The 18,855-nt window shown below is 74.1% G+C and carries 18 protein-coding genes and 1 pseudogene; 15 read left to right on the top strand and 4 right to left on the bottom strand.

The window, feature by feature from the left end; translation table 11 throughout:
- The first annotated feature begins 5 nt into the window (after positions 1 to 5).
- Positions 6 to 803, top strand: a complete 798-nt coding sequence (locus ACTHM3_RS11355) for an FAD binding domain-containing protein (RefSeq protein WP_440406208.1) — start codon at positions 6 to 8, stop codon at positions 801 to 803.
- Complete coding sequence (locus ACTHM3_RS11350; RefSeq protein WP_440406207.1) at positions 800 to 3,439, top strand: molybdopterin-dependent oxidoreductase; 2,640 nt, start codon at positions 800 to 802, stop codon at positions 3,437 to 3,439. The genes ACTHM3_RS11355 and ACTHM3_RS11350 overlap by 4 nt, the downstream gene beginning before the upstream one ends.
- 8 nt (positions 3,440 to 3,447) lie before the next feature.
- Here the strand turns inward: ACTHM3_RS11350 and ACTHM3_RS11345 are convergent, their stop codons facing one another.
- Positions 3,448 to 4,404, bottom strand: coding sequence for an XdhC family protein (locus ACTHM3_RS11345; protein WP_440406206.1), 957 nt, complete (start codon positions 4,402 to 4,404; stop codon positions 3,448 to 3,450).
- 20 nt (positions 4,405 to 4,424) lie between these two features.
- Here ACTHM3_RS11345 and ACTHM3_RS11340 point away from each other — a divergent pair, with 20 nt between their 5' ends.
- Complete coding sequence (locus ACTHM3_RS11340) at positions 4,425 to 5,723, top strand: amidohydrolase family protein (protein ID WP_440406205.1); 1,299 nt, start codon at positions 4,425 to 4,427, stop codon at positions 5,721 to 5,723.
- Positions 5,724 to 5,745: 22 nt separating this feature from the next.
- On the opposite strand, the gene ACTHM3_RS11335 is transcribed toward ACTHM3_RS11340, so the two are convergent.
- The 3 genes and pseudogenes from ACTHM3_RS11335 to ACTHM3_RS11325 form a co-directional block, all read right to left on the bottom strand.
- Positions 5,746 to 6,693: a PDR/VanB family oxidoreductase gene (locus tag ACTHM3_RS11335; protein ID WP_440406204.1), complete on the bottom strand. Its 948-nt coding sequence runs from the start codon at positions 6,691 to 6,693 to the stop codon at positions 5,746 to 5,748.
- A 10-nt stretch (positions 6,694 to 6,703) separates the two neighbouring features.
- The gene (locus ACTHM3_RS11330) at positions 6,704 to 7,030 is read right to left on the bottom strand and encodes a cupin domain-containing protein (RefSeq protein WP_440406203.1); all 327 of its coding nucleotides are present in this window, start codon (positions 7,028 to 7,030) and stop codon (positions 6,704 to 6,706) included.
- A gap of 63 nt (positions 7,031 to 7,093) precedes the next feature.
- A pseudogene (locus ACTHM3_RS11325) lies at positions 7,094 to 7,255 on the bottom strand (helix-turn-helix domain-containing protein); the annotation flags it as partial.
- 219 nt (positions 7,256 to 7,474) lie between these two features.
- Here ACTHM3_RS11325 and ACTHM3_RS11320 point away from each other — a divergent pair.
- The 12 genes from ACTHM3_RS11320 to ACTHM3_RS11265 all read left to right on the top strand — a co-directional run bounded on the left by ACTHM3_RS11320 (position 7,475) and on the right by ACTHM3_RS11265 (position 18,840).
- The gene (locus ACTHM3_RS11320; protein WP_440406202.1) at positions 7,475 to 8,722 is read left to right on the top strand and encodes an amidohydrolase family protein; all 1,248 of its coding nucleotides are present in this window, start codon (positions 7,475 to 7,477) and stop codon (positions 8,720 to 8,722) included.
- Positions 8,719 to 9,486, top strand: coding sequence for an ABC transporter ATP-binding protein (locus tag ACTHM3_RS11315; RefSeq protein WP_440406201.1), 768 nt, complete (start codon positions 8,719 to 8,721; stop codon positions 9,484 to 9,486). The genes ACTHM3_RS11320 and ACTHM3_RS11315 overlap by 4 nt, the downstream gene beginning before the upstream one ends.
- Positions 9,486 to 10,337 carry an ABC transporter permease gene (locus ACTHM3_RS11310; RefSeq protein WP_440406200.1) on the top strand — a complete coding sequence of 284 codons (852 nt, stop codon included), beginning with the start codon at positions 9,486 to 9,488 and terminating at the stop codon, positions 10,335 to 10,337. The genes ACTHM3_RS11315 and ACTHM3_RS11310 overlap by 1 nt, the downstream gene beginning before the upstream one ends.
- A 62-nt stretch (positions 10,338 to 10,399) precedes the next feature.
- Positions 10,400 to 11,578 carry an ABC transporter substrate-binding protein gene (locus tag ACTHM3_RS11305; RefSeq protein ID WP_440406199.1) on the top strand — a complete coding sequence of 393 codons (1,179 nt, stop codon included), beginning with the start codon at positions 10,400 to 10,402 and terminating at the stop codon, positions 11,576 to 11,578.
- Between the two features lie 19 nt (positions 11,579 to 11,597).
- On the top strand, positions 11,598 to 12,362 hold the full coding sequence (locus tag ACTHM3_RS11300; protein WP_440406198.1) for an SDR family NAD(P)-dependent oxidoreductase: 765 nt from the start codon (positions 11,598 to 11,600) through the stop codon (positions 12,360 to 12,362).
- Between the two features lie 11 nt (positions 12,363 to 12,373).
- Positions 12,374 to 13,768: an FAD-binding oxidoreductase gene (locus ACTHM3_RS11295; protein WP_440406197.1), complete on the top strand. Its 1,395-nt coding sequence runs from the start codon at positions 12,374 to 12,376 to the stop codon at positions 13,766 to 13,768.
- Positions 13,765 to 14,547, top strand: a complete 783-nt coding sequence (locus ACTHM3_RS11290) for a creatininase family protein (protein WP_440406196.1) — start codon at positions 13,765 to 13,767, stop codon at positions 14,545 to 14,547. The genes ACTHM3_RS11295 and ACTHM3_RS11290 overlap by 4 nt, the downstream gene beginning before the upstream one ends.
- On the top strand, positions 14,544 to 15,179 hold the full coding sequence (locus ACTHM3_RS11285) for a pyridoxamine 5'-phosphate oxidase family protein (protein ID WP_440406195.1): 636 nt from the start codon (positions 14,544 to 14,546) through the stop codon (positions 15,177 to 15,179). Before ACTHM3_RS11290 ends, ACTHM3_RS11285 begins: the two co-directional genes overlap by 4 nt.
- Positions 15,169 to 16,179: a methylenetetrahydrofolate reductase C-terminal domain-containing protein gene (locus ACTHM3_RS11280; protein ID WP_440406194.1), complete on the top strand. Its 1,011-nt coding sequence runs from the start codon at positions 15,169 to 15,171 to the stop codon at positions 16,177 to 16,179. The genes ACTHM3_RS11285 and ACTHM3_RS11280 overlap by 11 nt, the downstream gene beginning before the upstream one ends.
- The gene (gene allB, locus ACTHM3_RS11275; protein WP_440406193.1) at positions 16,176 to 17,489 is read left to right on the top strand and encodes an allantoinase AllB; all 1,314 of its coding nucleotides are present in this window, start codon (positions 16,176 to 16,178) and stop codon (positions 17,487 to 17,489) included. The genes ACTHM3_RS11280 and allB overlap by 4 nt, the downstream gene beginning before the upstream one ends.
- The gene (pucL, locus tag ACTHM3_RS11270) at positions 17,489 to 18,379 is read left to right on the top strand and encodes a factor-independent urate hydroxylase (protein WP_440406192.1); all 891 of its coding nucleotides are present in this window, start codon (positions 17,489 to 17,491) and stop codon (positions 18,377 to 18,379) included. Before allB ends, pucL begins: the two co-directional genes overlap by 1 nt.
- On the top strand, positions 18,376 to 18,840 hold the full coding sequence (locus tag ACTHM3_RS11265) for a nucleoside deaminase (protein ID WP_440406191.1): 465 nt from the start codon (positions 18,376 to 18,378) through the stop codon (positions 18,838 to 18,840). The genes pucL and ACTHM3_RS11265 overlap by 4 nt, the downstream gene beginning before the upstream one ends.
- Positions 18,841 to 18,855: the final 15 nt, after the last annotated feature.

The following is an 18,855-nucleotide window of genomic DNA, read 5'->3' as shown; positions in this document are numbered from 1 at the left end:
TCGACATGGATCTGGTCGACGTCGAGAGCGTCCGGGTCGCCCGCGGGCGCGGCGACCTCGCCCTCGCGCCCGGCGAGCGCGTGCTGGCAGGCGGCACCTGGCTCTACTCGGAGCCGCAGCCGGGCGTGCGGGGCCTCGTCGACCTGACCGGGCTCGGCTGGCCCGCGCTCGAGCCGCTGCCGGACGGCGGTCTCCGGGTCGGCGCGACCTGCACGCTCGAGCGGCTGGCCACGGCGGATCCGGCCGCCGGCGGGCATCCGCTCTTCGCGCCCGCGGTCGACGCGCTCCTCGGCTCGTGGAAGATCCACCGCGTCGCGACCGTGGGCGGCAACATCTGCCTCGCGCTCCCGGCCGGACCGATGACCTCCCTCTTCGCCGGGCTCGGCGCCGACGCCCTCATCTGGATGCCGGACGGCGGCGAGCGCCGCGAGCCGGTCGCCGAGCTGGTGACGGGCGACCGCACCACCGCGCTCGCCCCCGGCGAGGTCCTGCGGGCGCTGGAGGTGCCCGCCGCCGCGCTCCGGGCCCGCTCGGCGCTCCGACGCATCTCGCTCGCGGAGCTCGGCCGCTCCGGCGCCGTGGTCGTCGCGACCGTGGACGACGCGGGCTTCACCGCGACCGTCACCGCCGCGACGCCGCGCCCGCACCGGCTCCTCTTCCCCGGCATCCCCACCGCGGCGGAGCTCGCGGACGCCGTCGATGCGATCGGCGAGTGGTTCGACGATCCGCACGGCGCCCCCGACTGGCGGCACGCCATGGCGCGCCTGCTGGCGGAGGAGCTGCGCGAGGAGCTGGCGGCATGAGCGTGCGGTTGACCGTCGACGGGGCGCCGCTCAAGGCCGAGCCGCGGCCCGGGCAGGTGCTCCGCACCCTCCTCCGGGAGCACGGGATCACGAGCGTCAAGAAGGGATGCGACGCGGGCGACTGCGGCGCCTGCTCCGTCCTCCTCGACGGGAGCCCGACCCACTCGTGCCTCGTGCCGGCGCACCGGGTCGACGGCGCGGAGGTCGTGACCGCGGCCGGCCTGGGCACGCCGGGGGATCCGCACCCGGTCCAGCGGGCCTTCGTCGAGGCGGCGGCGTTCCAGTGCGGGTTCTGCACCCCGGGCATGGTCGTGACCGCCTCGGCGCTCGACGCGGAGCAGCTCGCCGACCTGCCGCACGCCCTCAAGGGCAACCTCTGCCGCTGCACCGGATACCGGGCGATCGAGGACGCGCTGCACGGCGTCGCGAACGTCGAGACGACCGCGCCCGCCGGCGACGCCGCCGGCCGCTCGCTCGCCGCCCCCGCCGCCCGGCGGGTCGTCACCGGCACCGAGCCGTACACGCTCGACGATGTCGCGACGACCGGCGGGCTGCTGCACCTGGCGGTGCTCGGCAGCCCGCATCCGCACGCCCGCATCGTCGCGATCGACGCGAGCGCGGCCCTCGCACTGCCCGGGGTGCAGGCCGTGCTCACGCACCGCGACGATCCCGGCGTCCTCCACTCCACCGGCCGCCACCAGAACCGCCTGGACGACCCGGACGACACCCTGCTGTTCGACCCCGTCCTGCGGTTCCGCGGGCAACGGGTCGCGGCGGTGGTCGCCGACTCGATCGGGCTCGCGGAGCGCGCACGGGAGCTCATCCGGGTGGAGTACGAGCCGCTGCCCGCGATCCTCGACCCGGACGAGGCCGACGCGCCGGGCGCGCCGCTCGTGCACCCCGAGCTGGGCGCCGACTCGCGCGCCGCCGCGCCCGAGCGGAACACCGTCGCCGAGGTCCACGAGGAGCGCGGCGACGTCGCGGCCGCCCTCGCGACCGCCGCCGCGACGGTCACCGGCACCTGGCGCACGAGCCGCGTGACGCACGCCGCTCTCGAGACCCACGCCAGCCGAGGCTGGCTCGACGACGACGGGCGCCTCGTCGTGCGCACCTCCTCCCAGGTGCCGTACCTCGTGCGCGACGAGCTCGCCCGAATCCTGCGTCGCGAACCCGGGAGCGTGCGGGTCTTCACGGCCCGGGTCGGCGGCGGGTTCGGCGGCAAGCAGGAGATGCTCACGGAGGGGGTCGTCGGGCTGGCGGTGCTGGCGACCGGGCAGCCGGTGCAATGGGAGTTCACGCGCGAGGACGAGTTCCGTGCGGCGCCGCTGCGGCATCCCATGCGCGTGCGGGTCACGCTCGGGGCCGACGCGGACGGGCGGCTCACGGCCGTGCACGTCGACCAGCGGATGGACACCGGCGCCTACGGCAACCACGGCGTCGGGGTGATGTATCACTCGGTGCACGAGTCGATCGCGGTCTACCGATGCGCGAACGTGCGGGTGGATGCGCACTCGGTCTACACGAACAACCCGCCGGCGGGCGCCTTCCGCGGCTACGGCCTCGGCCAGGTGATCTTCGCGGTCGAGTCGGCGATGGACGAGCTCGCGCGGGAGCTCGGGATGGATCCCGTGGAACTGCGTCGCCGCAACGTCGTGCTGCCCGGCCAGCCTCTGCTCACGAGCCACGACGACCCGGGCGACATCGAGTACCGCGGGGCGGACGGCGGCACGCAGTGCCTCGACCTCGTCGCCGGAGCGCTCGCCGAGGGGCGCGGAAAGGCCGAGGCGGCGGAGCTCGCGGCGTCGGGCTGGCGCATCGGATCGGGCATCGCGCTCGCGATGATCGCGACCATCCCCCCGCGCGGCCATATCGCCGAGGTGCGGATCCGCGCGCTCGACGAGCGGGGCGCGGACGGCGCCGAGTACGAGCTCGAGGTCGGCACGGCCGAGTTCGGCAACGGCTCGACGACGGTGCACGCGCAGCTCGCGGCGACCGCGCTCGGCACGACGCCGGACCGCATCCGCATCCGACAGTCGGACACCGACGTGGCCGGGCACGACACCGGCGCCTACGGGTCGACGGGCGTGGTCGTCGCCGGGGCTGCGGTGCACGAGGCGGCGGCGACGCTCGCGGCGCAGCTGCGCGACGGCGGGCCGCGCGCGGCATCGGCGAGGTCGGACGGAGCGCACCGCAACGTCGCCTTCAACGCCCAGGGCTTCCGGGTGGCCGTGCGCCCCGAGACCGGGGAGGTGCGCGTGCTCGACGCCGTCCAGGCCGCCGACGCGGGCCGCGTGCTCAACCCGGAGCAGCTCCGCGGGCAGATCGAGGGAGGCTTCGCCCAGGGGCTCGGATCGGCCCTCCAGGAGGAGGTGCGGGTGCGCGACGGCGAGGTGGTGGAGGCCGCCTTCCGCGCCTACCGTGTCCCGAAGTTCTCGGACGTCCCGCGACTGCGGGTGCTCTTCGCCGACACGGTCGACGAGCGCGGGCCGCTCGGCGCGAAGTCGATGAGCGAGGCGCCCTACAACCCGGTGGCCCCGGCGCTCGCGAACGCGATCCGGGACGCCCTCGGCGTGCGGCCGACCGAGCTGCCCATGTCGCGCGACCGGCTCTGGCGTCTGGCGGACCCCGTCGGGTGAGGCGCTCCTCAGCCGGCGGAGTGGATGGCGCCCGTCGTGGTGCGGAGGGACTCGCCCGCGCGGCCGGATCGGGCGGCGAGGATCTCGGCGAGGATCGAGACCGCCGTCTCGGCGGGGGTGACGGCGCCGAGGTCGAGGCCGATCGGCGCGTGGAGCCGGGCCAGCTCGTCATCGGTCGCCCCGAGCTCGCGCAGCGCGGCCCGCCGGCGCTCGAGCGTGCGCCGCGAGCTCATCGCGCCGACGAACGCCGCCGGCGAGCGGAGCGCCACGAGGATCGCCTCCGCGTCGTAGCGGTCGTCGTGGCTCAGCACGCAGATGACCGTCCGCTCGTCGATCGGCGTCGCGACGAGGTGCTCCGGCGGCCAGCGCACGACGAGCTCGGCGTCGGGGAACCGCTCGGGCGTGAGGAAGAGCGCTCGGGGGTCGACGATCGTGACGCGGTAGCCCACGGCGCGGGCGGCGGCGGCGAGCGCGGCCGAGAACTCCATGGCGCCGAGCACGATCATCCGCGCCGGCGGTACGACCTCGTCGACGACCCCGTCGGCGCACAGCTCGATGCGGTGGCCGTCGGGCGCGATGACGACCCGCGCCGGTCTCCCCGCCGCCGCGTCGCGCAGGCGCGGGACGACCGGGTCGTCGGGTCGCAGCAGCGCGACCCGCACCCCGACGACCCCGCCGCAGCTCAGCCCGAAGCCGAACGCCGTGTCGTCGGAGACGCCGAAGCGCTCCGACCGCACCACCCCGTCCTCGAGCACCTGCTGCGCGAGCTCCACGACCGCGCCCTCGACGCAGCCGCCGGCGATGCTGCCGATGACGTGCTCGCCGTCCCACGCCATCGAGGTGCCGACGGTGCGCGGCATGCTCCCCTCGACGCGCACGACGGTCGCGACCGCGAGCGTCGCGCCGGCGTCCAGCCGGGCGAGCAGGCGGTCGGCGATCTCGAGCACGACATCAGGCTGACACATGCGGATGTCAGGCTCGTTTCATGCTGCGACTGACCGGCGCGACCGCCATCGTCCGCGACGCCCGCGACCCGGGCTCCGACACGACCGAGCTGTGGATCGACGACACGGTCGTCGCCTCGGCGCCGGCCGACCCGTCCACCACCCCGCACGAGACGCTCGACGTCGGGGGCTGCGTCGTCACCGCCGGGCTCGTGAACGCGCACCACCATCTCCTGCAGTCGGCCTTCCGCACGCTGCCCGGCACGCGCGGCGTGCCGATGGCGGCCTGGTTGCCGGCGATGGCGACCGCGTATTCCGCCGCGGGGATGGATCCCGAGCTCGCCCGCGTGACGACCCTCGCGGGCGTCGCGGAGGGTCTGCTCGACGGCGTCACCACGGTGGCCGACCACCAGCTGAACTGGCCGGCCGACGGCGACCCGACCGGGATCGCCGTCGCGGGGGCGGACGCCGCGCGGGAGCTCGGGGGCCGGCTGGTCTTCGTCCGCGGGTCCGCGCGCCATGCGCCCGACGTCGTCGAGGAGAGCGCGGAGGCGATCGTCGCCGCCCTCGCCGCGCGGACCACGGACGGCATGCTGCAGCTCGCGGTCGGTCCGGCGGGCGTCCACTCCGACGGCGAGGCGACGTTCCGGGTGCTCGCCGAGATCGCCGCGCGGCACGGTCTGCGGCGCCGCACCCAGGCGAACGAGCAGGTCGACGTCGCGATCGCCCTCGAGCGCTACGGTCGCCGCCCGCTCGACCTGCTCGACGAGTGGGGGTGGCTCGCGCCGGACGTCACGATCGCCCACCTCGTCGAGCCGACCCCCGACGAGGTGGCCCGGGTCGCGGTCTCGGGGGCGAGCGCCACGCACGCGCCGGGCTGCGACGTGCCGATGGGCTGGGGCATCGCGCCGGTCGCGGCGCTCCGCCAGGCCGGCGTCGTCGTCGGGCTCGGCACGAGCGGGGGCGGGTCCAACGACGCGGGACACCTGCTCGCGGACGCGCGACTGGCGCTGCAGGTCTCCGCGCTCGTCGGACCGCAGCTGCCGGCGCGCGAGGTGCTCGCGATGGCGACCACCGGCTCCGCCGTCGGCCTCGGCCGACCGGAGCTCGGGCACCTGCGGCCGGGCGCCGCGGCCGACCTGTGCGTCTGGGACGTGTCGGGGGTCGCGGACGCGGGCGTCGCCGACCCGGTCGCCGGCCTGCTCTGGGCCTCGCCCGGGCGGCGGCCGCGCGACGTGATGGTCGCGGGGCGGTGGGTCGTGCGCGGCGGGGAACTCGTGACGGGCGACGAGCACGCGATCGCGGACGGCCTGCGCCGGAGGGTCGGTCGCCCCCTCTAGCCGGGCGACCCGGCCAGCCGAGCTAGAGGTCGAGCACCAGACGCGGGCACGCCGCGCGCGAGACGCACACGAACATGACGTCGTTCCGCGCGCGCTCGGCGGGGGTGAGGATCGAGTCGCGGTGGTCGACCTCGCCCTCGAGCACCGGAGTCTCGCAGGTGCCGCAGGTGCCCTCCGTGCACGACGAGAGCACGAGCACGCCGGCCTCCTCGACGACCTCGAGCACGCTGCGCTCCGGCGGCACCTCCAGGGTCAGCCCCGAGGCCTCCAGCTCGACCTCGAACGGACCGTCCCACACGGGCGGGGTGAGCGTCTCGGCCTCGAACCGCTCGGTGCGGAACTCGCGGCCGCGGGCGAGGCACGCCGCCTCGACCGCATCGATGAGCGACGCGGGACCGCAGCAGTACACGATCGCGTCCGGCGCACTCCCGGCGATGAGCGCCCCGACGTCCGGGCGCGCGTCGACGTGCAGGACGAGCCGGTCGCCGTGCCGCGCGCGCAGCGCGTCGACGAGCGCCATCCGGCCGTCGTGGCCCGCGTAGTGCAGCACGTAGTCGGCCCCGGCCTCCGCGGCGAGAGCCGCCATCGGGGCGATCGGCGTGATCCCGATGCCACCGGCGATGAGCAGCGCGGGCGCCGACGACCGGGCGTCGAAGGAGAAGTGGGTGCGCGGTCCCGCGAGCCGGAGCACCCGGCCCTCGGTCGCGATCCGCAGCACCTCCGCCGAGCCGCCGCGGCCGCCCGCCTCGCGCAGCACCCCGAGCCGCCAGGTGGGCGCATCGGGGTCGCCGCACAGCGAGTACTGCCGCACGAGACCCGACGGCAGCAGCACGTCGACATGGGCGCCCGGCTCCCACGAGGGCATCGGCGCGCCGTCGGGCAGGCCGAGCTCGAGGACGGCGAGGCCGTCGGCGACGTCCGTCCGCGCGAGCACGACCGGGTCGACGTCGGAGGAGCGGGGGCGGTTCACGGCATCATCCTCACAGCCGCCGGGGCGCGTCCTTGACCACGAGCAGCCGGTAGCCCTCGTCACCCATCGCACGCCAGCGGTGCGGCACCCCACCGTCGCAGTGCACGGCGTCGCCGGTCGCGAGCACGAACATCCCCTCGGGCCCGAGGTCGAGCTCGATGCGGCCGTCGAGCACGTACAGGAACTCGTCCTCGGCGTGCGAGAACAGCACGCCCCAGTCGCGGTTCGCTCCCGTGATCTCCATCGGGTGGAAGCGGCGGTGGCCGTGGACGAGCATGCGCGCGTCGCCCTCGCCGTAGGCGCCCTGCGTGCCGTCGCCGCGGCGGACGACGCTCACGGCCGGCTGGTCGCGGCGCGCATCCGCGTCCTCCTCCGCGCCGGCGAGCAGCTCCAGCTGGCTCGTGCCGAGGGCGCGGGCGATCCGCTCGAGCGAGGTGAAGCTCGGCCGCGCGAGGCCGCGTTCGAGCTGGCTCAGGAAGGGATGCGAGAGCTCGGCGCGGTCGGCCAGCTGGACCAGGGTGAGCCCGCGGGTGTGCCGGACGCGCCGGATCCGGGGGCCGATCTGGGCGGCGGCGGCATCGGGCGCGGCGTCGATGGTGCTGACGGCGGACTCCTCTCGCGGGGCGGGCGTGGACAGACAACCACAGCGGGTCGGCCGCAGAAGACGGTCGGCCGCAGGAGTTTACGTGCCGAGACGGATCCGTCACACGCTCGAAACGAACGGTTTCTAGCGTCAGGGGTGTTGAGCCCATCAACATTCCCCGCCCCCGAGGAGCCGCCCGTGCCCGAGCTGCCGATGCCGGTGAGCGCCCTGCGCGGCGCCGCTCTCGCCGATGGCAGCACGGTCGACGTGAGGCTCGCGCGCGGACGCGTGGAGGCCGTCGTCCCGGCCGCCGGCGGCACCGTCGGACCGGACGAGCTCGACCTCACCGGCTACACCCTGCTCACCGCGGCCGCCGACCCGCACGCCCACCTCGACAAGGCGCGCTCCTGGGATGCGATCCAGCCGCCGATGGGCGACCTCGGCCTCGCCATCGCCTCCTGGAAGGCGCACACGATCTCGATGACCGAGGACGACATCGCCGAACGCGCCCTCGCGCAGGCGCTCGAGATGCTCGCGAACGGCACGACCGCGATCCGCACCCACGTCGACATCCTCACGACCGGCGACGCCCTGCGCGGGGTGCGCGCGCTGGTCACGGTACGCGAGCACCTGGCGGGCCTCATGGACCTGGAGCTCGTGGCCCTCGCCGGCCCCGAGGCGCCGGACGCGGCCGTCGAGGCCGCGCTCGACGCGGGGGTCGACGCGGTCGGAGGCGCCCCGCACCTCGCGGCGGACCCGGTCACCGACCTCCGCCGCCTCCTCGCGATCGCCGAGCGCCGCGGGACCCCGGTCGACCTGCACACCGACGAGAGCCTCGATGGCGCCGACACCCTCCTCGAGTTCGCCCGCATCGTGCGCGACTGGCCGCAGAACGTCTCCGCAGGGCATTGCGTGCGCCTCGGGATGATGACCGACGCGGAGCTCGCCCCCGTGGTCGCCGAGGTGGTCGCCTCGCGCGTCGGCGTGATCGCGAACCCGATCACCAACCTCTACCTCCAGGGCTGGGAGTCGCCGGTCGGCACCCCGCGCGGCCTCACCGCGCTGCGCACCCTCCTCGACGCCGGAGCCCGGGTCGCCGCCGGCGCCGACAACGTGCGCGACCCCTTCAACCCGCTCGGCCGCGGCGACGCGCTCGAGACCGCCATGCTGCTCGTCGTCGCCGGGCACCTGACGATCGACGAGGCGTACGGCCTCGTCGCCGACGGCGCCCGCGAGGTCATGGGCCTGCCCGCCGCCGGACCCGTCCCGGGTGCCGCCGCCGACCTGCTCGCCGTGCGCGCCTCCGGGCTCGCCGAGGTCGTCGCGAGCGCGCCGGCCGACCGCATCGTCCTCCACGCCGGCCGGATCGTCGCCCGGTCCGAGCTCACCCGGCACGTCGCCGCGCCGGCATCCGCCCGCTCCCCCCTCCTGGAGGCAGCTCGATGAGCGTCATCTCTCCCCCGGCCGCCACCGCGACCGACACCCTGCTCGACTTCCGCGACGTCGAGATGACCTTCCCGAACGGGGTGGTCGCACTGCACGACGTCGACCTGACCGTGAAGCGCGGCGAGTTCGTCACCGTGGTGGGACCGTCCGGCTGCGGCAAGTCGACGCTGCTGCGGATCGCGTCGGGGCTCGAGAAGCACAGCCACGGCAGCGCGACGACGACGACGAACCGCATCGGCTACGTGTTCCAGGACGCGACCCTGCTGCAGTGGCGCACCGTGCAGCGCAACGTTGAGCTGCTCGCGGAGCTGCACAGGACGCCGAAGGCGGCGCGCGCCGCGAAGGCGCAGGAGGCCATCGACCTCGTCGGCCTCACCGGCTTCGAGAAGAGCCTGCCGAAGCAGCTCTCGGGCGGCATGAAGATGCGCACCTCGCTCGCGCGCTCGCTCACCCTCGACCCCGAGCTCTTCCTCTTCGACGAGCCGTTCGGCGCCCTCGACGAGATCACCCGCGAGCGCCTCAACGACGAGCTGCTGCGGCTCTTCGTCGAGAAGCGGTTCGCGGGGCTGTTCATCACCCATTCGGTGTCGGAGGCGGTCTACCTCTCGACCCGCGTCATCGTCATGTCGGGCCGGCCCGGCACCATCGTCGACGAGTTCGAGGTGCCGTTCCCGATGCCGCGCGACCCCGACATCCGCTTCACCGCCGAGTTCGCCGAGCTCGTCGGCCAGGTCTCGCACGCTCTCCGAGAGGGGCACAGCTGATGTCCGGATCCCTGGTCTCCTCGACGACCGCCGTCGAGCGCAACGAGACCCGCGAGCTGCGCCGCGCGGTCTACCGCGGCCGTCGCTACATGTCGGTCTGGCAGCCGGTCGTCGTCTTCATCGGCCTCGTCGGCGTCGCCTACCTGATCGCCTTCTACTACGACAAGGTCCAGAAGCAGACCTGGCTCTGGCCGTACCCGCACCAGGTGGTCGCCCAGCTCTGGGACCCCTTCTTCGGCCCGCAGCTGCGGCAGAACCTGCTCAACTCGAGCCTGGTCGCCCTCACCGGCCTCGCGGCCGCGATCGTGATCGGCGTCCTGTGGGCGACGCTCATGGCGCAGGCGAAGTGGGTCGAGCGCTCCTTCTACCCGTACGCGGTCGTGCTGCAGTGCATCCCGATCCTCGCGCTCGTGCCGCTCATCGGCACCCTGTTCGGCTACGAGTTCTTCAGCCGGGTGCTCGTCACGACGATGATCTCGCTCTTCCCGCTCGTGTCGAACACCCTGTTCGGCCTGCTCTCGGCCGACAAGGGGCAGCGGGAGCTGTTCCAGCTGCAGGGCGCCGGCCGGCTGACCACGCTCGTGAAGCTCCGCTTCCCCGCGGCGCTCCCGTCGATCTTCGTCGGCCTGCGGACGGCGGCGGGCCTGAGCGTCATCGGCGCGATCGTGGGCGACCAGTTCTTCCAGCGCGGGACGCCGGGCCTCGGCGTCCTCATCCAGGTCGCCACCTCGCGCCTCAACGGCCCCGGCACCTTCGCCGCGATCCTCACCGCGTCGCTCCTCGGCGTCCTGGTGTTCGTCGTCTTCGGCGCCCTCGCCCGGCTGGCCATCGGCCGCTGGTACGAGTTCTGATCCCACCACCGGCACCACCGCACCATCCCCTGCTCCACCTCACGTTCCCGACAGGAGATCCCATGCACCACAGACCGCGCATCCTCGCCGTGATCGGCCTCGCCGCGGCGAGCGCCGCCCTGCTCGCCGCCTGCTCCGGCGGCGGCAGCGGCGGCGACTCGACCCCGGCCGCCGCCAAGGGCGCCAAGGTCGACCTCGCGAGCGTCTGCCCCTCGACGATCGTGTTCCAGACCGACTGGAACCCGGAGGCCGACCACGGCCAGCTCTACGAGATGGTCGGACCGAACCCCAAGATCGACTCCGACAAGAAGATCGTCACGGGCGACCTCTACTCGCAGGGCGCCCCCACCGGGGTCAAGATCGAGGTCCGCTCCGGCGGCCCCGCCATCGGCTACCAGACGGTCAGCTCGCAGGTCTACTCCGACAAGTCGATCACGATGGGCTACATCTCGACCGACGAGGCCGTGCAGTTCAGCGACAAGTTCCCGATGACCGCGGTCATGGCCGAGAACGACACGTCCCCGCAGATGATCATGTGGGACCCGTCGGTCTACCCGAAGGTCAAGACCATCAAGGAGCTCGGCGAGGCGCTGAAGCCCGGCGCGACCGTGCGGTACTTCAAGGGCGCGGCGTACATGTCGTACCTGACCGGCGCCGGCATCCTCAAGGAGAGCCAGACGGACGGCAGCTACGACGGGACCCCGGCGAAGTTCGTCGCCGACAAGGGCGTCTCGGGCCAGCAGGGCTTCGCGACCGCCGAGCCGTACATCTATTCGCACGAGGTCGCGGCCTGGAACAAGAAGGTCGCGTTCCAGACCATCAACGACGCCGGCTACCCGATCTACCCGGAGGCGCTCTCGGTGCGCACCGGCGACCTCGAGAAGCTGACGCCGTGCCTCAAGAAGCTCGTGCCGGTCCTGCAGCAGGCCGACGTGGACTACTTCAAGGACCCGACCGCGGCCAACAAGCTGATCGTCGACCTCGTGACCGCCTACAACAACGGCTGGGTCTACGACGCGCAGGTCGCGGCGTACGGCGTGAAGACGATGAAGGACCTCAAGATCGCGTCCGACGGGGACAACGGCTACGTCGGCGACATGGACGAGTCGCGCATCCAGAAGATCATCGACATCGACACGCCGATCTTCACGGCCACCGGCTCCGCGCCGAAGGCCGGCCTGAAGGCGAGCGATCTCTTCACCAACGAGTTCATCGACAAGAAGATCAGCCTCGGCTTCTGAGCCGACGGATCCGCTCGCGATGAACGACGCCCTGCCGGTGCCCGCCTCCCGACGCCTCGACGGCGCGCGGGTCGTGGTCACCGGCGGGGCCCGCGGCATCGGCGGCGAGATCGCCGCCCGCTTCTCCCGGGAGGGCGCACGGGTGGCGATCCTCGACCGCCTCGCCGAGGAGGGGCGCGCCACCGCGGACTCGATCGGCGGCGCCTTCCACGAGGTCGACCTGCTCGACCCCGCCGGCACCGAGGACGCCGTGCGCGCCGCGATCATGGGCCTCGGCGGCCTCGACGTGCTGGTCAACTCGGCCGGCATCCTGCAGCTGAAGCCGCTGCTCGACATCACCGTCGAGGACTGGAACCGCATGTTCGCGATCAACGCCCGCGCGATGCTCACGACCATGCAGACGGCGGCGCGCCACTGGCTCGACGCCGACCACGGCGGCAAGATCATCAACCTGGCGAGCATGGCCGCCAAGAAGGGCGGCGCGAACGAGGCGCACTACGCCGCATCGAAGTCCGCGGTCGTCGCCCTCACGCGGGCGGCCGCGCTGGAGTGGGGATGCCACCACATCACCGCGAACGCGCTCTGCCCCGGCTTCATCCTCACCGACATGGGCGCCGCGACCCGCACCGAGGAGGACGTGGCGCTCTGGTCGAGCTGGTCGCCCCTCGGCCGGCTCGGCGAGCCCTCCGACGTGGCGGGCGTCGCCCTGTTCCTCGCCTCCTCCGATTCCGACTACCTGACCGGCCAGGCGATCAACGTCACCGGCGGGATGGTCATGCACTGAAAGGCACCACCATGAGCACCACCCGCGTCGACGCCCCGACCATCGAGGCCCTCGCCGCCGAGCTCCGCGAGCTGATCGGCGACAAGGCGGTGAGCACGGAGGACGCCGCCCTCGACCGGGCGTCGCGCGACGGCTCCTACCTCTCCCCCGTGATCAGCGAGCAGCTGCCGCTCGGTCGCGCACAGCTTGTCGCCTACCCGGGATCGGCGGAGGAGATCGCGCTCGTCGTCGGAGCCGCCGTGCGCCACGGCGTCCCGATCACGCCCCGCGGCAAGGGGACCGGCAACTACGGGCAGTCGATCCCGTTCGAGGGCGGACTCGTTCTCGACACCTCGAAGGCGCGCGCCATCAGCGAGGTCGGTGACGGCTGGCTCGTCGCGGAGGCCGGTGCGACGATGGTCGCGGTCGAGCAGGCCGCGAACCGGGCCGGCCAGCAGGTGCTCATGTACCCGTCGACGGCCAACTCGACGATCGGCGGCTTCGTCTCGGGCGGCTCCGGCGGCACCGGGTCGATCAAGAACGGCATGCTGCACACCGGATACGTGCTCGAGGCCGACGTCGTGCACGCGGTGCCGGACGCGGAGCTCATCCACCTGGTCGGCGAGGCGACCGAGCCGTACATCCACAACTACGGCACGGCCGGCATCATCGCGCGGGTCAAGGTCGCACTCGAGCCGCTGCAGGAGTGGCGCGCGTTCTACGCGAGCTTCGAGGACTACCACGACGCCTTCCGCCTCATCCGCACGTTCTCGCAGCTGCAGCCGACCCCGCGCCTCGTCTCCGGCGACCAGCCGACGCTCGCGGAGGCGCTGCCCGCCGACGAGGGGCTGCCCGCCGGGCGCGCGAGCCTGCGCGCGATCCTCGACGTCGCCAGTGTCCCCGAGGCGACGCGCCTCGTCGAGGAGGCCGGCGGCCGGGTGGAGGCGGTGAAGGAGGGGGCGCAGCACACCATGCGGGTGTCCATGACGAGCTACAACCACCCGATCGAGTGGCTGCAGAAGGCCTACCCCGACACCTACTTCCACGTCGAGGTCGGCGGCGAGGGGCTCATCGACCGGGTCGACGAGCTGCAGGCGATCTACCCCGGCGGGATGCTGCACATCGAGGGGCAGCAACAGGGCCCGATCGGCATGCTCGCAGGCCGCTACACGGGCGCGGAGGACGTCTACGCGGGCTTCGCGAAGATCCGCGAGCTGGGCATCGGATTCCACAACCCGCACCAGTGGTTCGTCGACTACCAGCCGGAGCGCACGGCCGAGCTGGCGGCCGAGACCGACCCGCACGGGCTACTCAACCCCGGCAAGCTCGCGGAGCCCACGGTCGAGACCGGCCGGCAGCACACCAAGGTGCTCGGGGCCGCGGCGCAGGCCGCCGAGGAGGCCGCCGCGCCGGGGGCGACCCGATGACGCGCGAGCTGACCGAGCTCGCCGGGCCCGTGCTCGCCGACACGCTCACGTCGGACTCCGTCGTCGTCCTGCCGGTCGGGTCGATCGAGCACCACGGACCCCACCTGCCGCTCGCCACCGACTACCTCATGGCCGACCTCATCTCGCGCCGGCTCGTCGACGCCGCCGTCGAGGACGGCCTCGATGTCTGGCGGCTGCCGGCGATCGCCTACTCGAAGTCGGACGAGCACCACTGGGCGCCGGGCACGGTCTGGATCGGCTGGGAGACCCTCATGCGCACGGTCGTCGAGATCGGCGAGTCGGTGTCGCGGACCCCGGCGCGCACGCTCGTGTTCTTCAACGGGCACGGCGGCAACGTCGCCCTCCTGCAGGTCGCGCTCCGCGAGATCCGGCGCCTCTACGGGCTGCGCACCTTCCTCATGGGCACCGGGGCGGGAGCCGCGGGAGACGGCGCGAACGGGTCGCCCGACGAGAAGGGGCTCGGCATCCACGGCGGCTACGGCGAGACGAGCGTGATCCTGCACCTGCGCCCCGACCTCGTCGACATCAGCAAGGCCGCGCGCTGGATCCCGGAGGACGTGGCGGCGCTGCGCCACCTCAAGTTCAACGGCGGGGCGGTCAGCTTCGGCTGGCTCTCGAACGACTTCGACCCCGCGGGGGTGATCGGCGACGCGACGGGCGCGAACGCGGAGCACGGCGCCGAGCTCGTGGAGCGCGGCATCCGCAGCGGCGTCGAGGCGCTGCACGAGATCGCCGGCTTCCGCGGCGGCGCCGCGTGAGCCCCGCGGCCGCCCGCGCCGGCGCCACCGCGGTCCTCCACCTGCCGGACGAGCCGCCGACCGACCCGTGGGAGCTCGTCGCCGCCTGGCTGCCCGACGACGAGGACCCCGTGCGTCCCACCATGACCCTCGCCACCCTCGACGGCGGCGTGCCCGACGCGCGGACCGTGCTCCTCAGCGGCTGGAGCCGCGACGGCTTCCTGCTGCACACCGACGCGCGGTCGCGGAAGGCGGCGCAGCTCGCCGCGGACCCCGCGGTCGCGCTCGTCATGCACCTCGCCGCCGACGCGCACCAGCTCGTCGTGCAGGGTCGCGCCGAGCCGGCCGGTGCGGAGGCGGATCGCGCGGCGTACGCCCGCCGCTCCCCGTACCTCCAGCAGCTCGCCTGGCAGAACACCGACGAGTTCGCGACCCTGCCGCTCGACGACCGCCGCTCGGCGTGGGCGGGGTTCGCAGCCGCGCACGCGGACGGCTTCGCCCCGGCGCCGAGCTGGATCGGCTACCGCGTCGTGCCGCACCGGCTCGCCTTCTGGCAGGGCGACCCCGCGACCGCTTCCCGCCGGCTCGAGTACGCCCGGCACGCCGACACCCGGGGCGGGGACGGCTGGACGGTGACGCGCCGTGCGGGCTGACCTGCTCGATCCCCGCAGCGCCGGCACCGCCTGCCCCAAGCACATGACGTTCGGCCCGTGCGGCGGCGTCGCCGACGACGGCGGCTGCGAGATCGGGGGCCTTCGCTGCGCCTTCGTCGACGAGCCGACCGTGACCTGGCCGGGACCCGAGGCGCGCGGCGGTCCCTCCGGGCTCGACCGGATCGTCGTCGCGGACCTCCCCGCGCGGCCGATGGACCGGGCCTCGCTCGCGGCGTGCGCCGACGCCCTGCGCGGCCGGGTGGGCGCCGTGCTCGCCGGCGACTCGGGTGCGGAGCGGGTGCAGTTCCCGCCGGCCTACCGCGCACGCCTGCTCATGGATGCCGGTCTCCCCGTGTGGAGCGGGCTCACCTGCCGCGACCGCAACCGCGTCGCGCTCGAGGGCGAGCTCGCGGCGCTCGCCGACGCCGGGGTCCTCGGGGTGCATTGCGTCACGGGCGACCACACGCTGACCGGTTCGCGACCGGACGCCGCCCCCGTCTTCGATCTCGACAGCACCGGGCTCGCCGCGCTCGCCCGGGCCGCCGGCCTGCGCGTCTCGGTGGCCGAGTCGCCCGCCGCGCCGCCGATCGGGCGTCGCGCCGCGCGGCTGCGCGAGAAGGAGCGCGCCGGTGCCGTCGTCTGCTTCGTCAACCACGCCGGCGGGGTCGGCCCCGTCGCGCGGTTCATCGCGGAGGCGAGAGCGCTCGGGGTCGCGATGGACTTCATCCCGTGCATCCCGGTCGTCGTCGACCGGGGGAGCGCGGAGCTGCTGCGGAGCTTCACGGCCCTCGCGCTGCCGGCCGGGTACCTCGACGGCATCCTCGCGGCCGCCGACCCGCGGGCCGCGGGCGCCGAGGCGGCGGTGGCGCTCGGGCGTGAGCTGCTCGCCCTCGACGGCGTGGTCGGCGTGAACCTCTCCGGCGGGCCGGGCCGCTCCCCCGGGGACGACGTCGCCTACGCGACGGCCCTCGGCGAGATCGGCGCGGAGCTGGCCGCATGAGCCTCGACCTCGTGGTCCGCGGGCGGGCCCTCGTCGACGGCGCCTTCCGCGAGGCGGCCGTCGGCGTGCGCGACGGGCGGGTCGCGACCCTCGACGCCGGGCCCGAGCCGGCCGCCGAGACCGTCGTACTCGCCCCCGACGAGGTCCTGCTGCCAGGGCTCGTCGACACGCACGTGCACATCAACGAGCCGGGCCGCACCGACTGGGAGGGCTTCGCCTCCGCGACCGCGGCCGCCGCGGCCGGCGGGGTGACCGCCGTGCTCGACATGCCGCTCAACAGCATCCCGCCGACCACCACGGTCGAGAACCTCCGGGTCAAGCAGGAGGCCGCCCGCGGCGCGGTGCGGATCGACGTCGGCTTCTGGGGCGGCGCCGTGCCCGAGAACCTGGGATCGCTGCGCGGCCTCTGGGAGGCCGGAGTCTTCGGGTTCAAGTGCTTCCTGGCGCCGAGCGGGGTGCCGGAGTTCGGACACCTCGACGCGCGGCAGCTCGACGCCGCGCTCGAGGAGATCGCCGGATTCGGAGGGCTGCTCATCGTGCACGCCGAGGACCCCCGCGTGCTCCACGACCACGCGAACGCGGGCGGACCCGACTACGGGCGCTACGTGGCGTCGCGGCCCGACGAGGCGGAGGTCGCGGCGATCTCGAACGTGATCGCGGGCGTGCGTCGGACGGGCGCGCGGGCCCACATCCTGCACCTGTCGTCCGCCGCCGCCCTCCCCGAGCTGCGCGCCGCGCGCGCCGAGGGGCTGCCGATCACGGTCGAGACCTGTCCGCACTACCTCTCGCTCGCCGCGGAGGGCGTGCCGAACGGGGCGACCCAGTACAAGTGCGCGCCGCCGATCCGCTCCGAGGAGAACCGCGACGCGCTCTGGCGGGGGCTGCTCGACGGCGACATCGACCTCGTGGTGACCGACCACTCCCCCTCGACCGCGGAGCTCAAGTTCGCCGGCGACGGCGACTTCGGCGTCGCCTGGGGCGGGATCGCGGGGCTCCAGCTCGGCCTGTCGGCCGTCTGGACGGCGGCGCGCGGGCGCGGTGTCCCGCTCGAGCGCGTCGTCGAGTGGATGTCGTCCGCCCCCGCCCGGTTCGCGGGCCTCACCCCCGCGAAGGGCGCGATCGCGCCGGGCGCCGACGCCGACCTCGCCGTCTTCGCCCCCGACGCGCGCCGCGTGATCCGCGCCGGCGAGCTGCTGCACCGGAACCCCGTGAGCGCCTACGACGGTCGGGAGCTGCGCGGCGAGGTGCGCCGCACCTGGCTGCGGGGCGCCGCCCCCGACCTCGGACATCTCCTCGAAAGGACCCGCTGATGACCTACCGCCTCGAGCACCAGTACGGCAAGGCCGAGTCGCGCGTCGTGCGGATCGTGCGCGACACCGCCCGGCACGAGATCGTCGACCTCAACGTGACGACCGCCCTGCGCGGCGACTTCGCCGACGCGTACCTCGTCGGCGACCAGTCGAAGGTGCTGCCGACCGACACGCAGAAGAACACCGCCTACGCCTTCGCGAAGGAGAAGGGGATCGCGACGATCGAGCAGTACGGACTCGAGCTCGCCCGGCACTTCGTCGCCGAGACCGCGCCCGTGACGGGAGCCCGGATCGAGATCGAGGAGTACGCCTGGGAGCGCGCGGTGGTCGGCGGCGCCGAGCACGACCACACCTTCCTGCGGAAGGGGCAGGAGGTGCGCACCGCGGCCGTGACCGTCGACGCGACCGGCGAGTACGTGATCGCGGGGCTCAAGGACCTCGTGATCCTCAAGTCGACCGGATCCGAGTTCCACGGCTTCCTGAAGGACGGGTACACGACCCTCCCGGAGACCGACGACCGGATCATGGCGACCTCGCTCGACGTGAAGTGGCGCTACGCCGGGACCGACGTCGATTGGGACGCCTCCTACGACGCCGCGCGAGCGCTCATGATCGAGCAGTTCGCGACCCTGCACTCGCTCGCACTGCAGCAGACGCTGTGGCACATGGGCACGGCGGTGCTGGACCGGCATCCCGAGATCGTGGAGATCCGGCTGACGGCGCCCAACAAGCACCACTTCGACTACGACATCGGCCGCTTCGGCATCGAGCAGCACGGCGAGGTGTTCCACGCCGACGACCGGCCCTACGGCCTCATCGAGGCCGCCATCTCGCGGGAGGACGCCCCCGCGGCGCACGAGGCGTGGCGCGCGTCGCTGGGTGCGGCATGACGGGCCACCTGGACCGCGCGGTCGAGCTCGCGGTCGACAACGTCGCGTCGGGCGGGGGCCCGTTCGGCGCGCTCGTCGTCGGGGCGGACGGCGCGGTGCTCGCCGAGGGGCAGAACCGCGTCACGCGCGACAACGACCCCACCGCGCACGCCGAGGTCGTCGCCATCCGGCGCGCCTGCGCGGCGGCCGGCGCCTTCTCGCTCGAGGGCGCCACGCTCTACACCTCGTGCGAGCCGTGCCCGCTCTGCCTGTCGGCGGCGCTCTGGGCGCGGATCGACAGGGTCGTCTACGCGGCGGACCGGCACGACGCCGCCCGCGGCGGCTTCGACGACCGGGCCTTCTACGAGCTGTTCGAGCGGCCCCGCTCCGAGTGGCACGTCACGATCGAGGAGGACCGCCCCGCCGACGCCGCCGCCCCCTTCGACGCGTGGCTCGCGCACGAGGCCCGCACGGCGTACTGAGCCGGCGTCCGCGCG

The organism is Pseudolysinimonas sp. (genome assembly GCF_051954455.1).
Classification (GTDB): domain Bacteria; phylum Actinomycetota; class Actinomycetes; order Actinomycetales; family Microbacteriaceae; genus Pseudolysinimonas.
Note: the sequence above shows the minus strand (reverse complement) of the source record. Positions and strands in the feature narration are given on the sequence as shown.

Coding starts and splice junctions, on each gene's coding strand:
- ACTHM3_RS11345 (WP_440406206.1), bottom strand. CDS start 4,404: ATGTGTCAGCCTGATGTCGTGCTCGAGATCGCCGACCGCCTGCTCGCC.
- ACTHM3_RS11295 (WP_440406197.1), top strand. CDS start 12,374: ATGAGCACCACCCGCGTCGACGCCCCGACCATCGAGGCCCTCGCCGCC.
- allB (WP_440406193.1), top strand. CDS start 16,176: ATGAGCCTCGACCTCGTGGTCCGCGGGCGGGCCCTCGTCGACGGCGCC.
- ACTHM3_RS11300 (WP_440406198.1), top strand. CDS start 11,598: ATGAACGACGCCCTGCCGGTGCCCGCCTCCCGACGCCTCGACGGCGCG.
- ACTHM3_RS11265 (WP_440406191.1), top strand. CDS start 18,376: ATGACGGGCCACCTGGACCGCGCGGTCGAGCTCGCGGTCGACAACGTC.
- pucL (WP_440406192.1), top strand. CDS start 17,489: ATGACCTACCGCCTCGAGCACCAGTACGGCAAGGCCGAGTCGCGCGTC.
- ACTHM3_RS11315 (WP_440406201.1), top strand. CDS start 8,719: ATGAGCGTCATCTCTCCCCCGGCCGCCACCGCGACCGACACCCTGCTC.
- ACTHM3_RS11290 (WP_440406196.1), top strand. CDS start 13,765: ATGACGCGCGAGCTGACCGAGCTCGCCGGGCCCGTGCTCGCCGACACG.
- ACTHM3_RS11310 (WP_440406200.1), top strand. CDS start 9,486: ATGTCCGGATCCCTGGTCTCCTCGACGACCGCCGTCGAGCGCAACGAG.
- ACTHM3_RS11350 (WP_440406207.1), top strand. CDS start 800: ATGAGCGTGCGGTTGACCGTCGACGGGGCGCCGCTCAAGGCCGAGCCG.
- ACTHM3_RS11355 (WP_440406208.1), top strand. CDS start 6: ATGGATCTGGTCGACGTCGAGAGCGTCCGGGTCGCCCGCGGGCGCGGC.
- ACTHM3_RS11305 (WP_440406199.1), top strand. CDS start 10,400: ATGCACCACAGACCGCGCATCCTCGCCGTGATCGGCCTCGCCGCGGCG.
- ACTHM3_RS11340 (WP_440406205.1), top strand. CDS start 4,425: ATGCTGCGACTGACCGGCGCGACCGCCATCGTCCGCGACGCCCGCGAC.